17 protein-coding genes are annotated in these 16,510 nt (G+C 33.6%); 4 read left to right on the forward strand and 13 right to left on the reverse strand.

All coding sequences use genetic code 11. The features are described from left to right. Positions 1–62 precede the first annotated feature (62 nt). Positions 63–1,346 (reverse strand): aminopeptidase P family protein, encoded by a 1,284-nt coding sequence (locus tag MNO09_RS21625; RefSeq protein WP_088107106.1) that lies wholly within the window; start codon positions 1,344–1,346, stop codon positions 63–65. Between the two features lie 221 nt (positions 1,347–1,567). Here MNO09_RS21625 and MNO09_RS21630 point away from each other — a divergent pair, with 221 nt between their 5' ends. Together MNO09_RS21630 and MNO09_RS21635 are read left to right on the forward strand one after the other, a co-directional pair. Then, positions 1,568–2,551 (forward strand): F510_1955 family glycosylhydrolase, encoded by a 984-nt coding sequence (locus MNO09_RS21630; RefSeq protein WP_088107105.1) that lies wholly within the window; start codon positions 1,568–1,570, stop codon positions 2,549–2,551. 15 nt (positions 2,552–2,566) lie between these two features. Continuing rightward, complete coding sequence (locus tag MNO09_RS21635) at positions 2,567–3,283, forward strand: urease accessory protein UreH domain-containing protein (protein WP_000493103.1); 717 nt, start codon at positions 2,567–2,569, stop codon at positions 3,281–3,283. Positions 3,284–3,328: 45 nt separating this feature from the next. Here MNO09_RS21635 and MNO09_RS21640 read toward each other — a convergent pair whose 3' ends face one another. Continuing rightward, positions 3,329–4,201, reverse strand: a complete 873-nt coding sequence (locus tag MNO09_RS21640; protein WP_088107104.1) for a LysR family transcriptional regulator — start codon at positions 4,199–4,201, stop codon at positions 3,329–3,331. Between the two features lie 143 nt (positions 4,202–4,344). Here MNO09_RS21640 and MNO09_RS21645 point away from each other — a divergent pair, with 143 nt between their 5' ends. Further along, positions 4,345–5,052 (forward strand): alpha/beta fold hydrolase, encoded by a 708-nt coding sequence (locus MNO09_RS21645; protein WP_000109161.1) that lies wholly within the window; start codon positions 4,345–4,347, stop codon positions 5,050–5,052. 146 nt (positions 5,053–5,198) lie between these two features. Then, complete coding sequence (locus tag MNO09_RS21650; protein WP_000789778.1) at positions 5,199–5,429, forward strand: DUF896 domain-containing protein; 231 nt, start codon at positions 5,199–5,201, stop codon at positions 5,427–5,429. Between the two features lie 50 nt (positions 5,430–5,479). Here MNO09_RS21650 and MNO09_RS21655 read toward each other — a convergent pair whose 3' ends face one another. The 11 genes from MNO09_RS21655 to nheA form a co-directional block, all read right to left on the reverse strand. Further along, positions 5,480–5,959 carry a CcdC family protein gene (locus MNO09_RS21655; protein WP_000561059.1) on the reverse strand — a complete coding sequence of 160 codons (480 nt, stop codon included), beginning with the start codon at positions 5,957–5,959 and terminating at the stop codon, positions 5,480–5,482. A gap of 15 nt (positions 5,960–5,974) precedes the next feature. After that, on the reverse strand, positions 5,975–6,370 hold the full coding sequence (locus MNO09_RS21660) for a DUF2871 domain-containing protein (RefSeq protein ID WP_088107103.1): 396 nt from the start codon (positions 6,368–6,370) through the stop codon (positions 5,975–5,977). A 146-nt stretch (positions 6,371–6,516) separates the two neighbouring features. Next, positions 6,517–6,912: a cytidine deaminase gene (locus tag MNO09_RS21665; protein ID WP_000358539.1), complete on the reverse strand. Its 396-nt coding sequence runs from the start codon at positions 6,910–6,912 to the stop codon at positions 6,517–6,519. Positions 6,913–6,945: 33 nt separating this feature from the next. After that, positions 6,946–8,247, reverse strand: coding sequence for a pyrimidine-nucleoside phosphorylase (locus tag MNO09_RS21670; protein ID WP_001983022.1), 1,302 nt, complete (start codon positions 8,245–8,247; stop codon positions 6,946–6,948). A 36-nt stretch (positions 8,248–8,283) separates the two neighbouring features. Further along, on the reverse strand, positions 8,284–9,465 hold the full coding sequence (locus MNO09_RS21675; RefSeq protein WP_000876170.1) for a NupC/NupG family nucleoside CNT transporter: 1,182 nt from the start codon (positions 9,463–9,465) through the stop codon (positions 8,284–8,286). A 102-nt stretch (positions 9,466–9,567) separates the two neighbouring features. Next, positions 9,568–10,239 (reverse strand): deoxyribose-phosphate aldolase, encoded by a 672-nt coding sequence (deoC, locus tag MNO09_RS21680; protein WP_001017444.1) that lies wholly within the window; start codon positions 10,237–10,239, stop codon positions 9,568–9,570. Positions 10,240–10,546: 307 nt separating this feature from the next. Next, the gene (deoR, locus tag MNO09_RS21685) at positions 10,547–11,494 is read right to left on the reverse strand and encodes a DNA-binding transcriptional repressor DeoR (RefSeq protein WP_088107102.1); all 948 of its coding nucleotides are present in this window, start codon (positions 11,492–11,494) and stop codon (positions 10,547–10,549) included. 368 nt (positions 11,495–11,862) lie between these two features. Then, positions 11,863–12,489 carry a LysE family translocator gene (locus MNO09_RS21690; RefSeq protein ID WP_000432982.1) on the reverse strand — a complete coding sequence of 209 codons (627 nt, stop codon included), beginning with the start codon at positions 12,487–12,489 and terminating at the stop codon, positions 11,863–11,865. Positions 12,490–12,720: 231 nt separating this feature from the next. Continuing rightward, positions 12,721–13,800: a non-hemolytic enterotoxin NHE subunit C gene (nheC, locus tag MNO09_RS21695; RefSeq protein ID WP_000415291.1), complete on the reverse strand. Its 1,080-nt coding sequence runs from the start codon at positions 13,798–13,800 to the stop codon at positions 12,721–12,723. A gap of 259 nt (positions 13,801–14,059) precedes the next feature. Beyond that, positions 14,060–15,268 (reverse strand): non-hemolytic enterotoxin NHE subunit B, encoded by a 1,209-nt coding sequence (gene nheB, locus MNO09_RS21700; RefSeq protein WP_000162959.1) that lies wholly within the window; start codon positions 15,266–15,268, stop codon positions 14,060–14,062. A gap of 31 nt (positions 15,269–15,299) precedes the next feature. Then, a complete protein-coding gene (gene nheA / locus MNO09_RS21705; RefSeq protein ID WP_000751846.1) occupies positions 15,300–16,460 on the reverse strand; it encodes a non-hemolytic enterotoxin NHE subunit A in 1,161 nt (386 codons plus the stop codon). Positions 16,461–16,510: the final 50 nt, after the last annotated feature.

The following is a 16,510-nucleotide window of genomic DNA, read 5'->3' on the forward strand; positions in this document are numbered from 1 at the left end:
ATATCGAGGTTTAAAATGAACAAAATAAAAAGACGCCCAAAATTGAGCGCCTCTTCTAATGATTATTTCGTAACAACTTCATCTTTTTTTACATTTACATTGTTTTCTCTCATAAACGCTTCAATCTCTTCAACTTCTCTAATAATATCTTTTGACAAGTTTTCATGTCCGTCTTTCGTTACAAGAATGTCATCTTCAATACGAATTCCAATTGCTTCTTCTTCAATATAAAGACCAGGTTCAATTGTTATAACCATGCCTTCTTCTAACACTCTATCTTTATATGTTCCTACATCATGCGTATCTAAACCAAGGAAATGGCTAACACCATGATAATAGTATTTTGATAACTCTTCGTCTTCTTGAATTAAACCAATTGCTTTACACTCTTCTGCTAGTACCTTTTTTGTATGCTCATTTAATGCAGCAAACTTTACTCCTGGCTTAATGAGCTTTGTTGTTTCTTTCAATGCTTTTAATACAATATTATACATTTGTTTTTGGCGAATAGAGAATGTTCCATTTGCCGGGAATGTATAACTAATATCAGCGTTATAGTAGTCTTTTTGAGCGCCTAAATCTAGCAGCACTAAATCACCATTTTGAATTTGTGCATCATTGTCTTCATAATGAAGAACTGTAGCATTTTTTCCACTTGCCAAAATTGTATTGAACGCATGATGCTTAATGCCAGATGATTTCAGTGTGAAATCAAACTGAGCTTCTAATTCATACTCCATCATGTCAGCTTTTGCATGCTTAAGTACGTTGTAAATGCCCTCTTTCGTTACAGCAATCGCTTCTTTAATAATTTCAACTTCTTCTTCTGTTTTAAACACTCGTAATTCACAAATATTCGGATATACATTACCAATTAAAACGTGTGGATACTGTTCTCTTACATGTTTAGCAAAAGCAAGCGTTTTTGTCTCCGTACCATTCCACTCACGACGCTCTAAATCTAAATATAGATGCTTCACATTTTCTGTAAAAAGTATATTTGAAATTGTCTTTTCAAAGCTATCTAAATATACCACTTTCTTTATACCTGAAATTTTCTCTGCTTCTTCGTTAGAAACTGTTTTACCGACCCATTTTTCCATGACTGGATCCGATTTTTCAATGAACAGTGTTTCTTCAACACTATTTCCAAACTTCTTCAACATGAAAATAACATTTGGTTCCTCGATTCCTGTTACATAGTAAAAATTTCGACTCGGCACAAATTTATAATGTGCATCCGCAGACATATGAGGTGCTTGTCCAGCAAATAAAATAGTAATAGATTCATCTGGTAATGTGTTTACTAATCGTTCTCTATTTTGAGCAAAAAATGTTGATTTCATAATATTCCCCCTAGCGTTCTATGTATACTGGTAAATCTAATTACCTAATACAATTCATTCTATTATTGTTATAATTTTTCGTCAATTGATAGTACTCATATAAAAAGGAAAATTTTCATTACTAGAGCCCATTCCAATCTAAATTATGCATACCACTCCACAATTTCTTGACATTTATTCCATATACTTAAAATCTCATATATAGGAAAGGAGCTACAACTTTGAAATATTATGTAGCAACAGGGATAGCAATTACTTCTTTATTCATCATTACAGGATGTTCTAGCAACGCCGAAACAGCACCAGTGAAGAAAGACACGTTGCAATCTCAACGAAAACATACAGAAACAGTAAATACGAGTCCGCAAAACTTCTATAAGGAAACTACATCTGGAAAAATCGAGCACATTCATGGAATTGGCTATGCAGGAAATATGCCCGGAGTTTCTATTGCCACTCACAGTGGTATAAAAGTTTATCAAAATGGAAAATGGTTTGAAACTAAGACTGAGCTACATGATTATATGGGGTTTCAGGCAACGAAGAACGGATTCTTTGCCAGCGGCCATCCTGAACCAGGTGCAAATTTAAAAAATCCTTTAGGATTAATGAAAAGTTCTGATGGCGGTAATACCCTCGAGAAGCTAGCGTTTTATGGAGAATCTGATTTTCACAACCTTGCTGTTGGATATAATACGGAAGCAATTTATTTATACAATGAGCGTCCAAATTCTAAATTACAACAAGGTTTTTATTTCAGTACGAACAACGGACAAGATTGGAAAAATAGTAAGTTAAAAGGTCTTTCAAGTACAATTCATTCCTTTTCCGTACATCCTGATCAATCTAGTGTAGTCGCGGTAAGTGCTAAAGATGGTGTTTACTTATCTACAGATTACGGAAATACATTTGAACTATTCTCTACATCACTTGAATCGACAGCAGTTACATTAAGTAATGAAGATGTTTTTTACGCCCCTATCAATAAGCAAATGATAACGAAGAAATCAATTGCTACAAATGAAGAAACAAACATACAAACTCCATCTTTAGATTCTAAAGATGCAATTATGTACATATCACAAAATCCTCAAAATTCATCTGAAATAGTATTTGCTACAATGAAAGCAAATGTGTTCCTTTCTACAGATGAGGGGAAAACTTGGAAGCAGATTACTAAGGAGGGCGCATTCCAATTTAATTAGAAAGGTGAATATAACGTGTTTTCAACAATTAGTGAATGGAGCTATCAACTCATGTCTCCTTTAATGGATGTCGCGAGTGCTACGAAATCAGTACCTCTATTATTTCCGTTTTTATTAGGCGTAGTAGGAACCCTTGCTCCTTGCCAATTAACAGGAAACATTAGCGCTGTTACACTTTATGGCAATCAATCTTTACAAAAAGGACATGCATGGAAACATATATTGTTATTCATTTTAGGAAAAATAATAGCTTTTACAACGATTGGACTACTAGTATGGTTTTTAGGAAAAGAGTTTCAGCAAACATTAACTTTGTACTTCCCATGGTTACGAAAAATAATTGGACCTTTATTAATTTTAATGGGGTTAATGTTGGCAGGTATTATAAAGAGCAGAAGTTTCTTCTCGATCAAATTTATACGAAAACAAAATGAAGTTGGCTCATTTTTACTTGGATTCTTCTTTTCCTTAGCTTTCTGTCCGACCATGTTCGTTCTATTTTTTGGAACGTTAATCCCTTTATCTTTCTCATATAATTATGGTTACTTGTTTCCAACATTCTTTTCGATAGGAACTGCTCTACCAATCGTTGTCCTTATGTTCATCATCTTCTACCTCGGATTAAACGGAGCATTACTGAAAAAGAGCCGAAAAATAGGGAAAATTATTCAGCTTATAGCCGGTGTTCTTCTGATATTAATCGGACTTTATGATACTACTCTTTATTGGTAATACATACAAAGGGTAAGCTTCAGTGAAATGAGCTTACCTTTTGTATCATTTTTTCTTTTGTTGTAGTTGATTTAGTAAATTCTTAACAAACGCTAAGAACAGCGGATCATTCTCTTTTTTAGGTGACCATTGCATAATAAGTTGTCGTGGAATTTTAATTTCTATCGGTTGCACGATAAAGTCATGAATGATTTGTTTATGCAGTCCTGATAACGGAACGATTGTTATACCGTTAACTTGTACAGTAAGTGCTAATGCCGAGCTAATTGACTCTGACTCCATCACTTTATTAACTGTTATTTCATTTTTCATCAAATATGGTTCAAGTACTTCTTTACAACCAGAAAGCGGCATAATAAAAGGATAATTTTTCAACTCTTTAATAGTAAGGTTAGGTGGAATTGTCTTTGAAGAAACCATAACATAAGGATCTTCACCAATAACTTCATAATGAAATCCTGGTATTAAATTTTCTTTTATAGAAATAGAAAAATCAGCACTTCCAAAAGACAGCCAATCTAATACTTCTTGATAGCTTCCTTCTCGAACTGCAAGCACGTACTGACTTTGATCAATATTACCTAGTTGGATACACTCCGCCAAACAATATACAGTAACGGAAGGATACGTAGCTAGTACAATCTTATACAAGCTTCTATTTTTTAATTGTAAAACTGTTTCTTCAAGGTTTTCATACTCCATTAGAAGTCGATCTACACAAACTAAAAATTCCTTTCCATTTTCAGTTAACATCGTTCCTTGTCTAGAGCGATCAAATAAAGTTAAAGCATATCGTTTCTCTAATTTGTTTATGATATGAGTTATAGCGGGCTGTGTCATATGTAATTCTTTCGCTGCTAAACTAATGCTGTTCAACCGAGCCACATTTTTAAAAACTTTAAAATCAAAAACGTTCATTCTGTTCTCCTTATATAAAAGATATTTATATCATCTATAAATAACCTTCATTATATTTATCAAACCACTTCCTATACACTAAGTATACATCATCAATATTACGAAAAAATAAGGCATATAAACATTAGAGGAGTGTTGATTAAATGAGTACTTACATTTTAATACATGGAGCATGGCAAGGTGAATGGGCATGGGAATTAGTAAAACCTCAACTAGAGGCTTTCGGACATACAGTTGTTACACTAGACTTACCTGGAAGTGGAAAAGATATGACTCCATCACAAAATATAACGCTAGATTCTTATGTTAATGCAGTAACAGCTACTATAGATCAACAAAATGAAAAAATTATTCTTGTTGGACATAGTATGGGTGGAATTGTAATCACGCAAACAGCTGAACTTATACCAAATAAAATCGATAAATTAGTATATCTTTGCGCATTCTTACCACAAAACGGAGAAAGTCTTAGTAGTAAATTAGATGGTGAAGCTGGTCCACAATTCTCAATTAATGAGAATGACATGACTGCAGAACTTATACCAGAGTTGACTGAACAAACATTTTTAAATGCTACAGAAAATGCAGCTATTAAAGAATCTTCTTTCAAACAAATGCGTCCTCAGCCACTAGGACCGTTTCAACAAGAGCTAAAAATTTCTGAAGAAAACTTCGGAACTATAGATCGCATTTATATTGAAACAACTCTAGATAGAGCGATTCCAATTGATTTTCAGCGCCGAATGAATACAGAAACTCCTTGCGCGAAGGTTATTACTTTAGAAGCTGATCATTCACCGTTCTTCTCTAAAACATCAGAACTTGTTAGTCACTTACATGAATTAAGCTAAGCTTTATATTTTCCTTGTAGACACCCACTTACTGTAATACGGGTGTCTACTTTTCTTTTACCCTTCTTGACATATTCATATAAAAAAGTTAAAATAACTATAAATTAGTAAGTAACTAATTTAATTTAAAATTAGAGGTGAACAAAATGAAAAACATTTTATTCCGTATTAACGAATTATCAAAAAAAGAAAAAGCATCTGGATTAACAGTTGACGAAAAACAAGAACAACAAATGTTGCGTCAAAACTATACAAAAACATTTCGTGGAAGCTTGGATTCCATTTTATTAAACACAAAAATTGTTGATCAATATGGTCTTAACGTTACACCAGCCGCATTACAAGATGCTCAAATACGTTTAAAATTAAGCAAATGAAATCAAAGCTAAAAAAACAATCGTATAAAACATAAAAAGAGCCGGAATTCCTATTTAGAAATTCCAGCTCTTTTTATTATTTTTTCCAATTTAGTAAATGAGCGATACATCGCAATTCTCCACGAAACAATCATCGCAAATGCGAGTAAGAAAAACATTCCACTTAACTCTGCTAAATCAATTGATTGACTTAAATATGATTTTAACGCTACTCGTACAGCCAATAATCCGACTAAAATAAATATGAATGCTTTTGACGGTTTCATATATATATGTTCACTTCTTATTTCAAACTTAGTTGTTTTAATAAGCAATATAGAGAAAATAAGTCCTATGCTAATCGCCTCTACTATTTCTAACGATGTTAATCGAAACTCCGGTAAGAAGTACATCATTGCGCCAGTACTCATAAAGATTGGTGGTAATATAATTTTCTTTTTCGTTACCGGTTTTTTCGCTGCTTTAAAGCGAAGAAACATGACACCAACAGCCATACAAACTGCTACAATACTTGATAAAAGTGCTATCATACTATCCACTCCTATCTATTTAAAAGATTTTTTAAGTAAAATCATAAACCAAACGAGCCCGATACTTATAATGACATGTCCTAATCCAACCATATGGCTTAGACCGTTAAAGTCAGTTCCGTTTACTTGTAGAAGACCTCTCCATAACATTGTAGCAATAGTAAACATTAATCCTACATTATAAACAACAAACCATGCACGAAAACTCTTTGTTTCATGGACATTAAATACTTTAAATAGAGCCAAAACGATTAAAAAGAAGACGAAGCCGAGCACCAATACGTGTGTATGCACTAATTGCAACATTGTGGATCCTTTAATTCCTTGTGCTTTCGAATACTCTCTTGCAAATACTCCTGATAATAAACCGATAATTAAGTAAATGAATGCTGCATTATATAATTTCTTCATTCTATTCCTCCTGCTGTAAACTTTCTATATTCGCTGCAATCATTTTACGGAAAGTTTATGAACGGAATATGAACAAAATATTACATTCAACTTTTGAAAATAAAAAAGCCATTCCACAATTAATATTTGCGGAATGGCTTTTCAACTTATTTTAAATCTTCTATTGAGAAAGCACCTGGAAGTAATTGCTCAACAGTCACTTCTTTTTCATCACCTTTTACATTCGTTAGTAAAACTGGCATTTTCGGTTCACAGAATTCAGCAATTACTTGTCTACAAGCACCACATGGTGAAATCGGTCCGTCTGTTTCGCCTGTAATAACTAAGTAACTAAAGTCGCGCTCCCCTTCTGATACTGCTTTAAAGATCGCTGTTCTTTCTGCGCAGTTACATAAACCGTAAGAAGCATTTTCTATATTACAACCAGTATAGATTTTACCTTCTTTCGTAACTAATGCTGCACCAACAGGAAATTTCGAATACGGAATATATGCTTTCGATAACATCTTATTTGCTTCTTCGATATATTTTTTCTTATCCATATTATTTCCTCCTTAAAGTAAGTGTAATTATGATTAGTCAGTAATAACTGTATGAACTAATTTAGGAGCCACTGCTGTTTCAGCGATAGAAATGTTCTCATAGATTTTAGCTTTTACATCTTCTACATTTTCGCGATTTGCATAGATTGTTACGAATGGCTCGCCTTCTTTTACTGCATCGCCAACTTTTTTACGTAACATTAATCCTACCGCTAAATCGATTTCATCTTCTTTTGTCGCACGGCCAGCACCAAGTAGCATAGCTGCGATACCAATTTCATCTGCAACAATGTTTGAAATAACACCTGAAGTTTTTGCAGGTACATCAATTACATACTTCGCCTGTGGCATTTTTTCTGGATTGTCTACAATTGAACTATCTCCGCCTTGATTGCTTAAGAACTCTTTAAACTTCTCAGTTGCTTTTCCGTTTTTCATAACTTCAATTAACATTTCACGAGCTTCTTCTAATGTATTTGCTTTTTTCGCAAGTACAACCATTTGACTTCCTAATACGAGTACTAATTCTGTTAAATCTTCTGGACCTTCACCTTTTAACGTATCAATCGCTTCTTTCACTTCTAGAGCGTTACCAATCGCAAAACCAAGCGGTTGTGACATATCTGAAATAACAGCCATTGTTTGACGTCCTACGTTATTTCCGATACGTACCATTGCATGTGCTAATTCTTTTGCATCTTCTTCTGTTTTCATAAATGCGCCAGCACCTGTTTTTACATCAAGTACGATTGCGTCAGCACCAGCTGCAATTTTTTTACTCATAATTGAACTTGCGATTAAAGGAATTGAGTTTACTGTTCCTGTTACATCGCGTAATGCATAAATCTTTTTATCCGCAGGTGTTAAGTTTCCTGTTTGTCCAATAACAGCTACTTTGTCACGGTTTACAATATCAATGAACTGCTCTTTCGTAATTTCAACGTGGAATCCTTCTACCGCTTCTAATTTATCAATTGTTCCACCCGTATGTCCTAAACCACGACCAGACATTTTTGCTACTGGTACATCTAAAGCAGCAACTAATGGTCCTAATACTAATGTTGTTGTATCACCTACACCGCCAGTTGAATGTTTATCTACTTTTATGCCTTCAATTGCTGATAAGTCAATCGTTTCTCCAGACTCAACCATTGCCATCGTTAAATCTGCACGTTCACGATCTGTCATATCTTTAAAGAAAATTGCCATTGCAAGTGCACTCACTTGATAATCAGGAATACTTCCGTCTGTATATCCATTAATAAAGAATTTGATTTCTTCAGTCGTTAATTCTTTGCCGTCACGTTTTTTCGCAATAATATCTACCATTCTCATTACAATCACCATTCCTTTTTATATAATATGAATCTGTTAAAATAATAAGCCAACGATTGTTGCTGATAAGAAACTTACTAATGTTGCACCGAAAAGTAATTTCAAACCAAATCTTGCGACTACATTCCCTTGTTTTTCATTTAAGCTCTTAACTGCCCCAGCAATAATTCCAATTGAAGAGAAGTTTGCAAATGAAACTAAGAATACAGATATAATCGCTGTCGTTCTATCTGAGAAATTAAAGTTTCCTTGTGCTAAATCTGTCATCGCAACAAATTCATTTGATACTAATTTTGTTGCCATAATATTTCCGGCATTAACTGCTTCATGCCAAGGTACACCCATAATAAATGCAAATGGTGCAAATACATAACCAAGAATTTCTTGGAATGAAATACCGATTACACCTTTAAATACTGCATTAATGAATGCGATAAGAGCAACGAAACCGACTAACATAGCTGCTACTGTAATCGCAACTTTAAATCCATCTATAATGTATTCCCCTAATACTTCAAAGAAAGTCTTTTTCTCTTCTTCTTGTACTTCTAACATATCTTCTTCTTCAGTAACTTCATAAGGGTTAATGATAGAAGCGATAATAAAACCACCGAATAAGTTAAGCACTAAAGCGGTTACAACATATTGCGGTTTTAATAACACCATATATGATCCAACGATAGACATTGAAACGGTAGACATTGCAGATGCACATAATGTATACATTCTTTTCTCTGGCAATAACCCTAGTTGTTTCTTAACTGAAATAAACACTTCAGATTGTCCTAAAATCGCAGAAGCAACAGCATTATATGATTCTAGTTTCCCCATTCCATTTACTTTACTTAATGCTAGACCGATAGATTTCACAATAATAGGTAATACTTTAATGTGTTGCAAAATACCTATTAAAGCTGATATAAATACGATTGGCATTAATACACTTAAAAAGAACGAAAACTCTTTTTGATTTACTAATCCACCAAATACGAAATTCACACCGTCAGCGGCATATTTTAATAACTCTCCAAAACCATCTGCTATTCCGCTAATTAATATATTCCCTACACTTGTATTTAATAATAAAAACCCCAAAATGAATTGTAATATAACCATCGTTATGATTGGGCGATATTTGACTTTCTTTCTATCATTACTAGCAAGCCAAGCGATACCTAAAATCAATACGAGGCCAAAAATACCAATTAAGTATTTCATAAGCCGTCTCCTCCCATTCGTATCCGCTTACATTTTTTTCAATTGTTAGAGCAATAGATACACTTTACTTTGTGTATCTATTGCTTTTGTCTTCATTAATGATTAGTAGTTATCTGTAGCACCTTTTGCATCATTTAATACGATTGCAACACTAGCACTAGCTCCAACCCGAGAAGCTCCAGCAGCTACCATTTTGTCTGCATCTTCACGTGTACGAACGCCACCAGATGCTTTTACACCAACGTTTGGTCCTACTGTTTTACGCATTAATGCGATATCTTCAGCAGTTGCTCCGCCAGTTGAGAATCCAGTTGAAGTTTTTACGAAGTCAGCACCAGCTTTAACTGATAATTCACAAGCGCGTACTTTCTCTTCATCTGTTAGAAGGCAAGTTTCAATGATTACTTTTACAAGAGCTTTTCCTTTTGCTGCTTGTACTACTTCATAAATATCTTTTTCAACAAACTCGTTATCGCCATCTTTTAAAGCGCCTACGTTGATTACCATATCAACTTCAGTTGCACCTTTTGCAATAGCATCTTTTGTTTCGAAAGCTTTTGTTTCAGTAGTGCTTGCTCCTAATGGGAAACCGATTACAGTACAAACATCTACATCATGTCCAGCTAATTCTTCAGCAGCTAGCTTTACCCATGTAGGGTTAATACAAACAGAAGCGAATTTATATTCCTTTGCTTCTTCGATTACTTTCATAACATCTTCTTTTGTAGTATTAGCTTTTAAAATTGTATGGTCAATTAACTTTGCAATATTCATTATCTTCACTCCTCATATCTTTTAACAACTTCATTCTAACTCTTAGTTGAACAAATGTAAATACACTTTTGAAATTTTGTTCATTCTTTTCGAAAAGGAATTTTCTTGTAGTAAATAAAGCGCATTCTAACTAAGAAACAATTCCTATTTAAAATCAAAACTTTTATATTAACAATGGTAGTATGTATCTCAATATCCATAATTATTTTTAAAAAGGCAATTTGCATTCAAAAAACACTCCCATAATTCATACATAACAAAATAAAAGGCTTTCTCAAAATTAACATCTTGAGAAAGCCTTTTATTTCTAACCTTTTTGATAATGTAACAATTCCTTCGCCGTATGCTGATCAATAATTAATACATTTGCATACCCGCCACGTAACGCACCATCAATTGATTTTATTTTTCTATTACCACCGGCAACTAAAATAGAGCGTTTCTTTAATTTCAGTTCTTCTAACTCAATTCCAATAGTCCGCTTATTAATTTCTTCACTACTAATATTTCCGTTCCCATCAAAGAATCTTGAACAAATGTCACCGACCGATTGTTTTTTGAGTAAACTCGTTTCATCCTTATCAAAATAACCTAATCGGAATAATAGTGCTTCGTCTCGCACTGTTCCTACAGTGAAAATTGCAATATTCGCTTGTTTCCCCATTTCGATAATGTGATGGATATGTCGATCCTGCTCTACTAATTCTTTTGTCACTGCATTATCAAATATAACTGGAAGGGGTAGATTTCTTGGCGTCGTTTGAAAAGCATCTGCAAATAAAGCAATCGTTTCATTCGCATATGTATTTACACTCGAATGACTAATACCACCTTTTAACTGAACAACTTCTACACCTTTTACATGTTGCGGTACGATTTTTCTAGCGATTTCATACATCGTCATTCCCCAACTTACACCAACGATATCACCGTTTTTAACCGTCTTTTCCATATACTCAGCTGCATATTTACTAATATACTCTGTAATCGTTGCATATTCTGGCACTGGTGAAAAAACGACATGCGCCTCTAACAAGTTGTACTTTTCTTTCAGTAAATTTCCAACGTTATCTAAATCAGCAAATGGATCGGCTATGCTAATTTGAACAAATCCTTTTTCTTTCGCGTACTTTAATAATCTAGAGATAGTCGGCCTTGAAATATTTAATTTATTAGCAATTTCCTGCTGACTATAATCTGATTGATAATATAATCTTGCAACTTCAACGCTTAATTGTTGTTTATCTTTATCCATAGTAACTCATTACATATCCTTTCCTGTATTTCCTTTTCGTTACAAGCATTATACAGCTTTATGCAAGAAATTTCGACTACCGAATTTTATCCGCCTACACTGCTACTTCACTTAATGTATGCAATGACACTTTAAACAATGTTTTTTTGTCCATCCCCCTACCGATTATCAGCCCGCCCCTCATAATGTAAGATTTTTTCTTATAAAGCAAACCGGTCAGGTTATTGAGGAACTTATTTTTAAAGTTCAAATTAGATACGTGTGTAAAATTAGTATGAAGGTATGAAATCAATTGTAAAATGGTAGTTTTAGAATAAGTAAATAAGAGAAATAACCACTATTGATTATTTCTCTTTTCATATACATATTTATTTTTGGAAAAACAATCTAACTCCAAATACTAATAATACTGCGCCCGTAATACCCTCTATTGTACGGTTCACTCTTTCTTTTCTTAGAAAAGTTCTTAATTGGCGTATGAGTGAGATATACAGTAAATACCATATTGCTGTCAAAGTCGTAAATGTGACTCCTAATACAAGAAATTGGAGGAAATGATTTTGATTACTTACAATAAATTGGGGTAAAAAACTAAGGAAAAACACAGCAGTTTTTGGGTTTAAAATTGCCGTAGTAAATCCTTGTCTAAAGCTTTTAATTGCCCCAATATCCTTAGAGTCCATTTCTACTGAACCTGACATATCTTCTTTTTTATGTAAAGCACTTTTAATTGACTTCACAGCTAAGTAAATTAAATAAAAAGCCCCAGCATATTTTATAAATGTAAATAACATAGCAAATTTCATTAGGATGGCAGAGAGTCCTAGCGTAGCCATTATTGTATGAATCATCATTCCAGATATCGTTCCTAAGACAGTCTTTATCCCACCATTTTTACCATGCGAGATAGTGTTTTTTGTAACTAGTGCAAAACCAGGACCAGGCATTATTATGATTAACATTGCTGTAAGGATAAATAACAAATAATTTTCCATGTTCTAGTACTTCCTTTCCAATTTTTAATTTTGCTTACAGTATAGCTTTTTTCATTAAAACATTAAATATAAAAAGCTTGATCAGAAGTTTATCTAAGTTATTAGTATCGATTTGATTAAACATGACCCCAAAGCTACATTAACAAAAAACATGGCAAGTTTATATATCAAATTACAAGTCCAACTCTCACAAAAAAGGATGAAAAATAAACAGCGGAACTAGTCCACTGTTTACTTCGCCACGCCTTCATGTAATTTTTCTGTATAATCTTTTACATCTTTCCAGCTATCTTTTGCTGTATTTAAATCTTCTTTTATGAAGGTAAATTCTTCAGGACTGATTCCTTTTACGTTTTGTAGTAAATTATTGTATTTTGCCCCTACCGTATACCATTGATTTGATATATTTTGCAGTGCTGTAATTGCTGCATCAATTGTTTCTGTCATGTTTGTTGTTTTATTTTTCACATCAGTCAAAATTGCAACTTCTGCTTGTGCTCCAGAAATTCTATCTTTTAAATTGGCTATTTCTCTTTCTGCATTTGCGATATCTTTTTTCGCAATGGCAATCATCGGTCCGCCAGCAAGACATGTTATTAACGCTACGCAAAGTACACCACCAGCAATGACCATATCATTACTCTTTTTTATTGAATCGTTATATGTATTTATTTGTTGCTCTAGAGCTGGAATGCCAGCATTCGTACTTGCCAATATCGCTGTTAATTGATTTGTATCCTCTTTAAAACTATTTGTGTCTTTCGCCATTCTATCGCGAAAAGCTTTCAAATCCCTTAATAATACATCTACCTCATTTTGATTCTTTACAATATCTGCATACAACTTTTCTAAATCCGCTTTTAATTTTCCGCTATCCTTTTGATCAATCGCTATTAGCATGCTATTATAATACGCTTGAAAAGTATTATTGTAATTAATAATATTTTGATCTGTTTTCATAATTTGAGGCTTCATATAATTTAACCAATACGCTGCATTAGTTTTTGCATCTCTTTGGTGCTGAATCATATTTCCTTTAAACTCACTATTAATGGAACTTATTTTACTCAAATCAGTCTCTTGCTGATTTTGAATTAATTTTGCATATGAATCCATTGCAAATATGCTCGATGTCGTTTGCGCCATAACATCTTGGAATCCAGCTGGCCCTAGAGAATAGTTTTTCGCATTTTCTTGCAATGTTTTTACGTTTTGTTCCGCTGCAAAAGGATGTAAAGGAAGCACATTACTCGTTGCCACTCCAGCAATCATTATTGCTAAAAGACATTTCTTATAAAATCTTTTCTCCATACTTTTCACCTATTTTCTTTATAAGGGTATAAAGTGAAACTTTAATCATTGGGGGTTTTCTTCATCCCCCACTGATTATTAGTTGAACCAATCGGACTTTTATGGGCAGTTGATCCCCCACCTAACTTCTTTGCTTTCGCTGAATTTTGAGGTGGGGGTCTTACTGCCCATTAAAGTGGGATAAAAAGCTCCTGCCCACAACTGAACAGGAGCTTCAAATCATTCATCAATACGTAACGCTCTAACGATTCGTATTTGATTAAGCTTTTTTCGTATCTACTACTTTAATATCTTCAGCATAAATCTTTTCTGCATAGTCTTTAATGTTTTTCCAGCTATCTTTCGCAATGTTTAAATCTTCTTTAATGAAAACAAGGTCATTCGGACTAATTGAATCTACATTTTGAAGTAAAGAATTGTATTTTGATCCCATTGTATACCATTGATTTGAAATATTTTGCAACGCTGTAATTGCAGTATCTATTGTATTTGTTAAATACTCCGTTTGTGTTTTAATGTTCGTTAACCCAGCTACTTCTAATTGAGCAGTTGTAACTTGTCCTGTTATTTTTTGAATTTCAGCTTGTGCATTATCAAGTTCTTTCTTCGCTAATACGATACCAGCTGTACCACCGCCTACAGCTGCTGCACCACCTGCAATTAATGCGACTCCTAGCGGCGTTCCTGCACCTGTAGCAATAACTACTGCACCACCAATAATTGCAATTGGCCCTAGAGCTGTCGCAACAGATGAACCGATAATAATTGCATTATATTTACTAATTGCTTCATTGTACGTTGTAATTTGATTTTGCAGAAGCGGAATTCCAGCATCTTGACTAGCTAATATAGATGTAATTTGATTTGCATCACCTTTGAAGTTTTGCGTATCGGACGTCATTTTGTTTCGGAATTTCTTCAAGTCTTCTACTAGCTGATCTACTTGCGCTTTATTTTCATTAATACTACTTGATAATCTAGTTAAACCTTTCGTAAGAGTTGCTTTATCCTTTGCATCTACCGCAGCAACTAAAGTATCATAATAGTTTTGGAATTTCGTATTGTAATTAATAATATTTTGATTCGTTGAAATAAGCTGTGGTTTTAATACATCTAACCATTGCTTCGCATTTCCTCTAGCTGTATCCTGGTGCTGAATTACTTTCCCTTTTAAAGCCGCATCAACAGACGATACATTACCAAAGTTAACATTACCTTGTTTAATAATTGTTAAAGCGTACAGATCCATTACTAAAGCGTTTGAACCTGTTCTTTCCATTGCATCTTTTAAGCCTTCTGGTCCTAATGAGTATTCCTCATAGTCATTATAAGCTTTTGCTACCGCATGAACTGGAGCCTGTTTCACTGCACTTTCAGCTGCATACGTATGGGCTGGCATGATGTTTCCTGCTGCAAATACTGCCATAAGTGCTGATAGAGCCATTACTTTATAAGGTTTTTTTGTCATTTTTCTTCTCTCCCTATATCGTTACTTATTTTTAATGTACTTCAACGTTTGTAACGTAATCTTCAAATTGATTTGTTTGCTTATTCATTTCATCACTTACTTTTTTAATTTGGTTGAAATGTTTTTGTAGTAAACTACTGTCTGTATACGTGCCTTCTTCAACATTCTTTTGAATTTGGATCATATTACTATTTAAAACTTTCCAATCCGTTAATAACGTTTCTAAAGTTGAGATTTGGCGATCAATTAGTTCTGTAAAGCTACTTACTTGATCTTCAACGAATGTAATTTGTGTTGCCTCTGCTTCAGTTTGTGATAACTTTTGAATAAGTGGTAATAGCTCTTTTTGCTTTTGCTGAATGCGAAGAGCTGCTTCTCTCGTTTGGCTATCTGCAGCATTTACAATTTCATTACTTAAAGTACCGATAGAAACGAAATCAATTGTTTTCGTTTGTGCAGTTTGATTTGTAATTGTAAATACTTGTTTACCAATATTAATAGAACCTTTAATAATTTCTTGAGGTCTATTCAAAATAGTCGTTAATTCCGCTTGAATTTCCCCTTGAATTCTTTTAATATCTTCTCGTAATTTCACAATATCTCCACTTGATCCTTGTAGCGTTTTTATCGCTTCATCAGCTTTAATTGATAAGTTGCTACTATCTTTGTCTAATACCGTTTTAAATCGATTTAACTCAAATAAGTCTTGCTCCATACTCTCTTGGATGCTTTGTACTTGCAATTGTAATTTTCCATATGCACTTGTAAAATCTGCTTTTGCCTTTTCATCTTCATTTATGTTTCCTGCTAGTTCATAGAGCTTACTATAATAACTATTAAATCTAGTACTATATCTCATCATCTCTTGATTTAAGTCGATTAGCTTCGGATTATATTCATCAATCCACTCTCGTACATTTGCCTTTGCAAACTTTTGATGATTTGTTAAGCTACTCATAGCATTTACCTTAATGTCTGGCTGTTGTAAAATAACTAATCCGTATGCTTGTATAAGTGGTGACTGTGATCCTAACATTCTAATTGAATTGGATAATGTATTTGGAGCAATTACATTTTGTGCATATACTGTTTTCACTTCTGTTTGCCCCTCCTTAGCGTAAGCGCTTACAGGAATAAAACAACTCGTAGATACTGCTGTAACCAATAACCCTGTAATTAAAGTCTTTTTCACTTTAACTCCTCCTATGTATTAGCAACTATTACTATCGCATTTTATTATTC

The sequence above is a fragment of the Bacillus sp. N5-665 genome, assembly GCF_022637375.2.
GTDB classification, from domain to species: domain Bacteria; phylum Bacillota; class Bacilli; order Bacillales; family Bacillaceae_G; genus Bacillus_A; species Bacillus_A wiedmannii.

Bases quoted from the DNA above. Each gene is read 5' to 3' on its own strand.
- MNO09_RS21655 (WP_000561059.1), bottom strand. From the start codon at position 5,959: ATGATAGCACTTTTATCAAGTATTGTAGCAGTTTGTATGGCTGTTGGT.
- MNO09_RS21650 (WP_000789778.1), top strand. From the start codon at position 5,199: ATGAAAAACATTTTATTCCGTATTAACGAATTATCAAAAAAAGAAAAA.
- MNO09_RS21670 (WP_001983022.1), bottom strand. From the start codon at position 8,247: ATGAGAATGGTAGATATTATTGCGAAAAAACGTGACGGCAAAGAATTA.
- MNO09_RS21660 (WP_088107103.1), bottom strand. From the start codon at position 6,370: ATGAAGAAATTATATAATGCAGCATTCATTTACTTAATTATCGGTTTA.
- MNO09_RS21640 (WP_088107104.1), bottom strand. From the start codon at position 4,201: ATGAACGTTTTTGATTTTAAAGTTTTTAAAAATGTGGCTCGGTTGAAC.
- deoR (WP_088107102.1), bottom strand. From the start codon at position 11,494: ATGGATAAAGATAAACAACAATTAAGCGTTGAAGTTGCAAGATTATAT.
- deoC (WP_001017444.1), bottom strand. From the start codon at position 10,239: ATGAATATTGCAAAGTTAATTGACCATACAATTTTAAAAGCTAATACT.
- MNO09_RS21675 (WP_000876170.1), bottom strand. From the start codon at position 9,465: ATGAAATACTTAATTGGTATTTTTGGCCTCGTATTGATTTTAGGTATC.
- MNO09_RS21645 (WP_000109161.1), top strand. From the start codon at position 4,345: ATGAGTACTTACATTTTAATACATGGAGCATGGCAAGGTGAATGGGCA.
- nheB (WP_000162959.1), bottom strand. From the start codon at position 15,268: ATGACAAAAAAACCTTATAAAGTAATGGCTCTATCAGCACTTATGGCA.
- nheC (WP_000415291.1), bottom strand. From the start codon at position 13,800: ATGGAGAAAAGATTTTATAAGAAATGTCTTTTAGCAATAATGATTGCT.
- MNO09_RS21625 (WP_088107106.1), bottom strand. From the start codon at position 1,346: ATGAAATCAACATTTTTTGCTCAAAATAGAGAACGATTAGTAAACACA.
- MNO09_RS21690 (WP_000432982.1), bottom strand. From the start codon at position 12,489: ATGGAAAATTATTTGTTATTTATCCTTACAGCAATGTTAATCATAATA.
- MNO09_RS21665 (WP_000358539.1), bottom strand. From the start codon at position 6,912: ATGGATAAGAAAAAATATATCGAAGAAGCAAATAAGATGTTATCGAAA.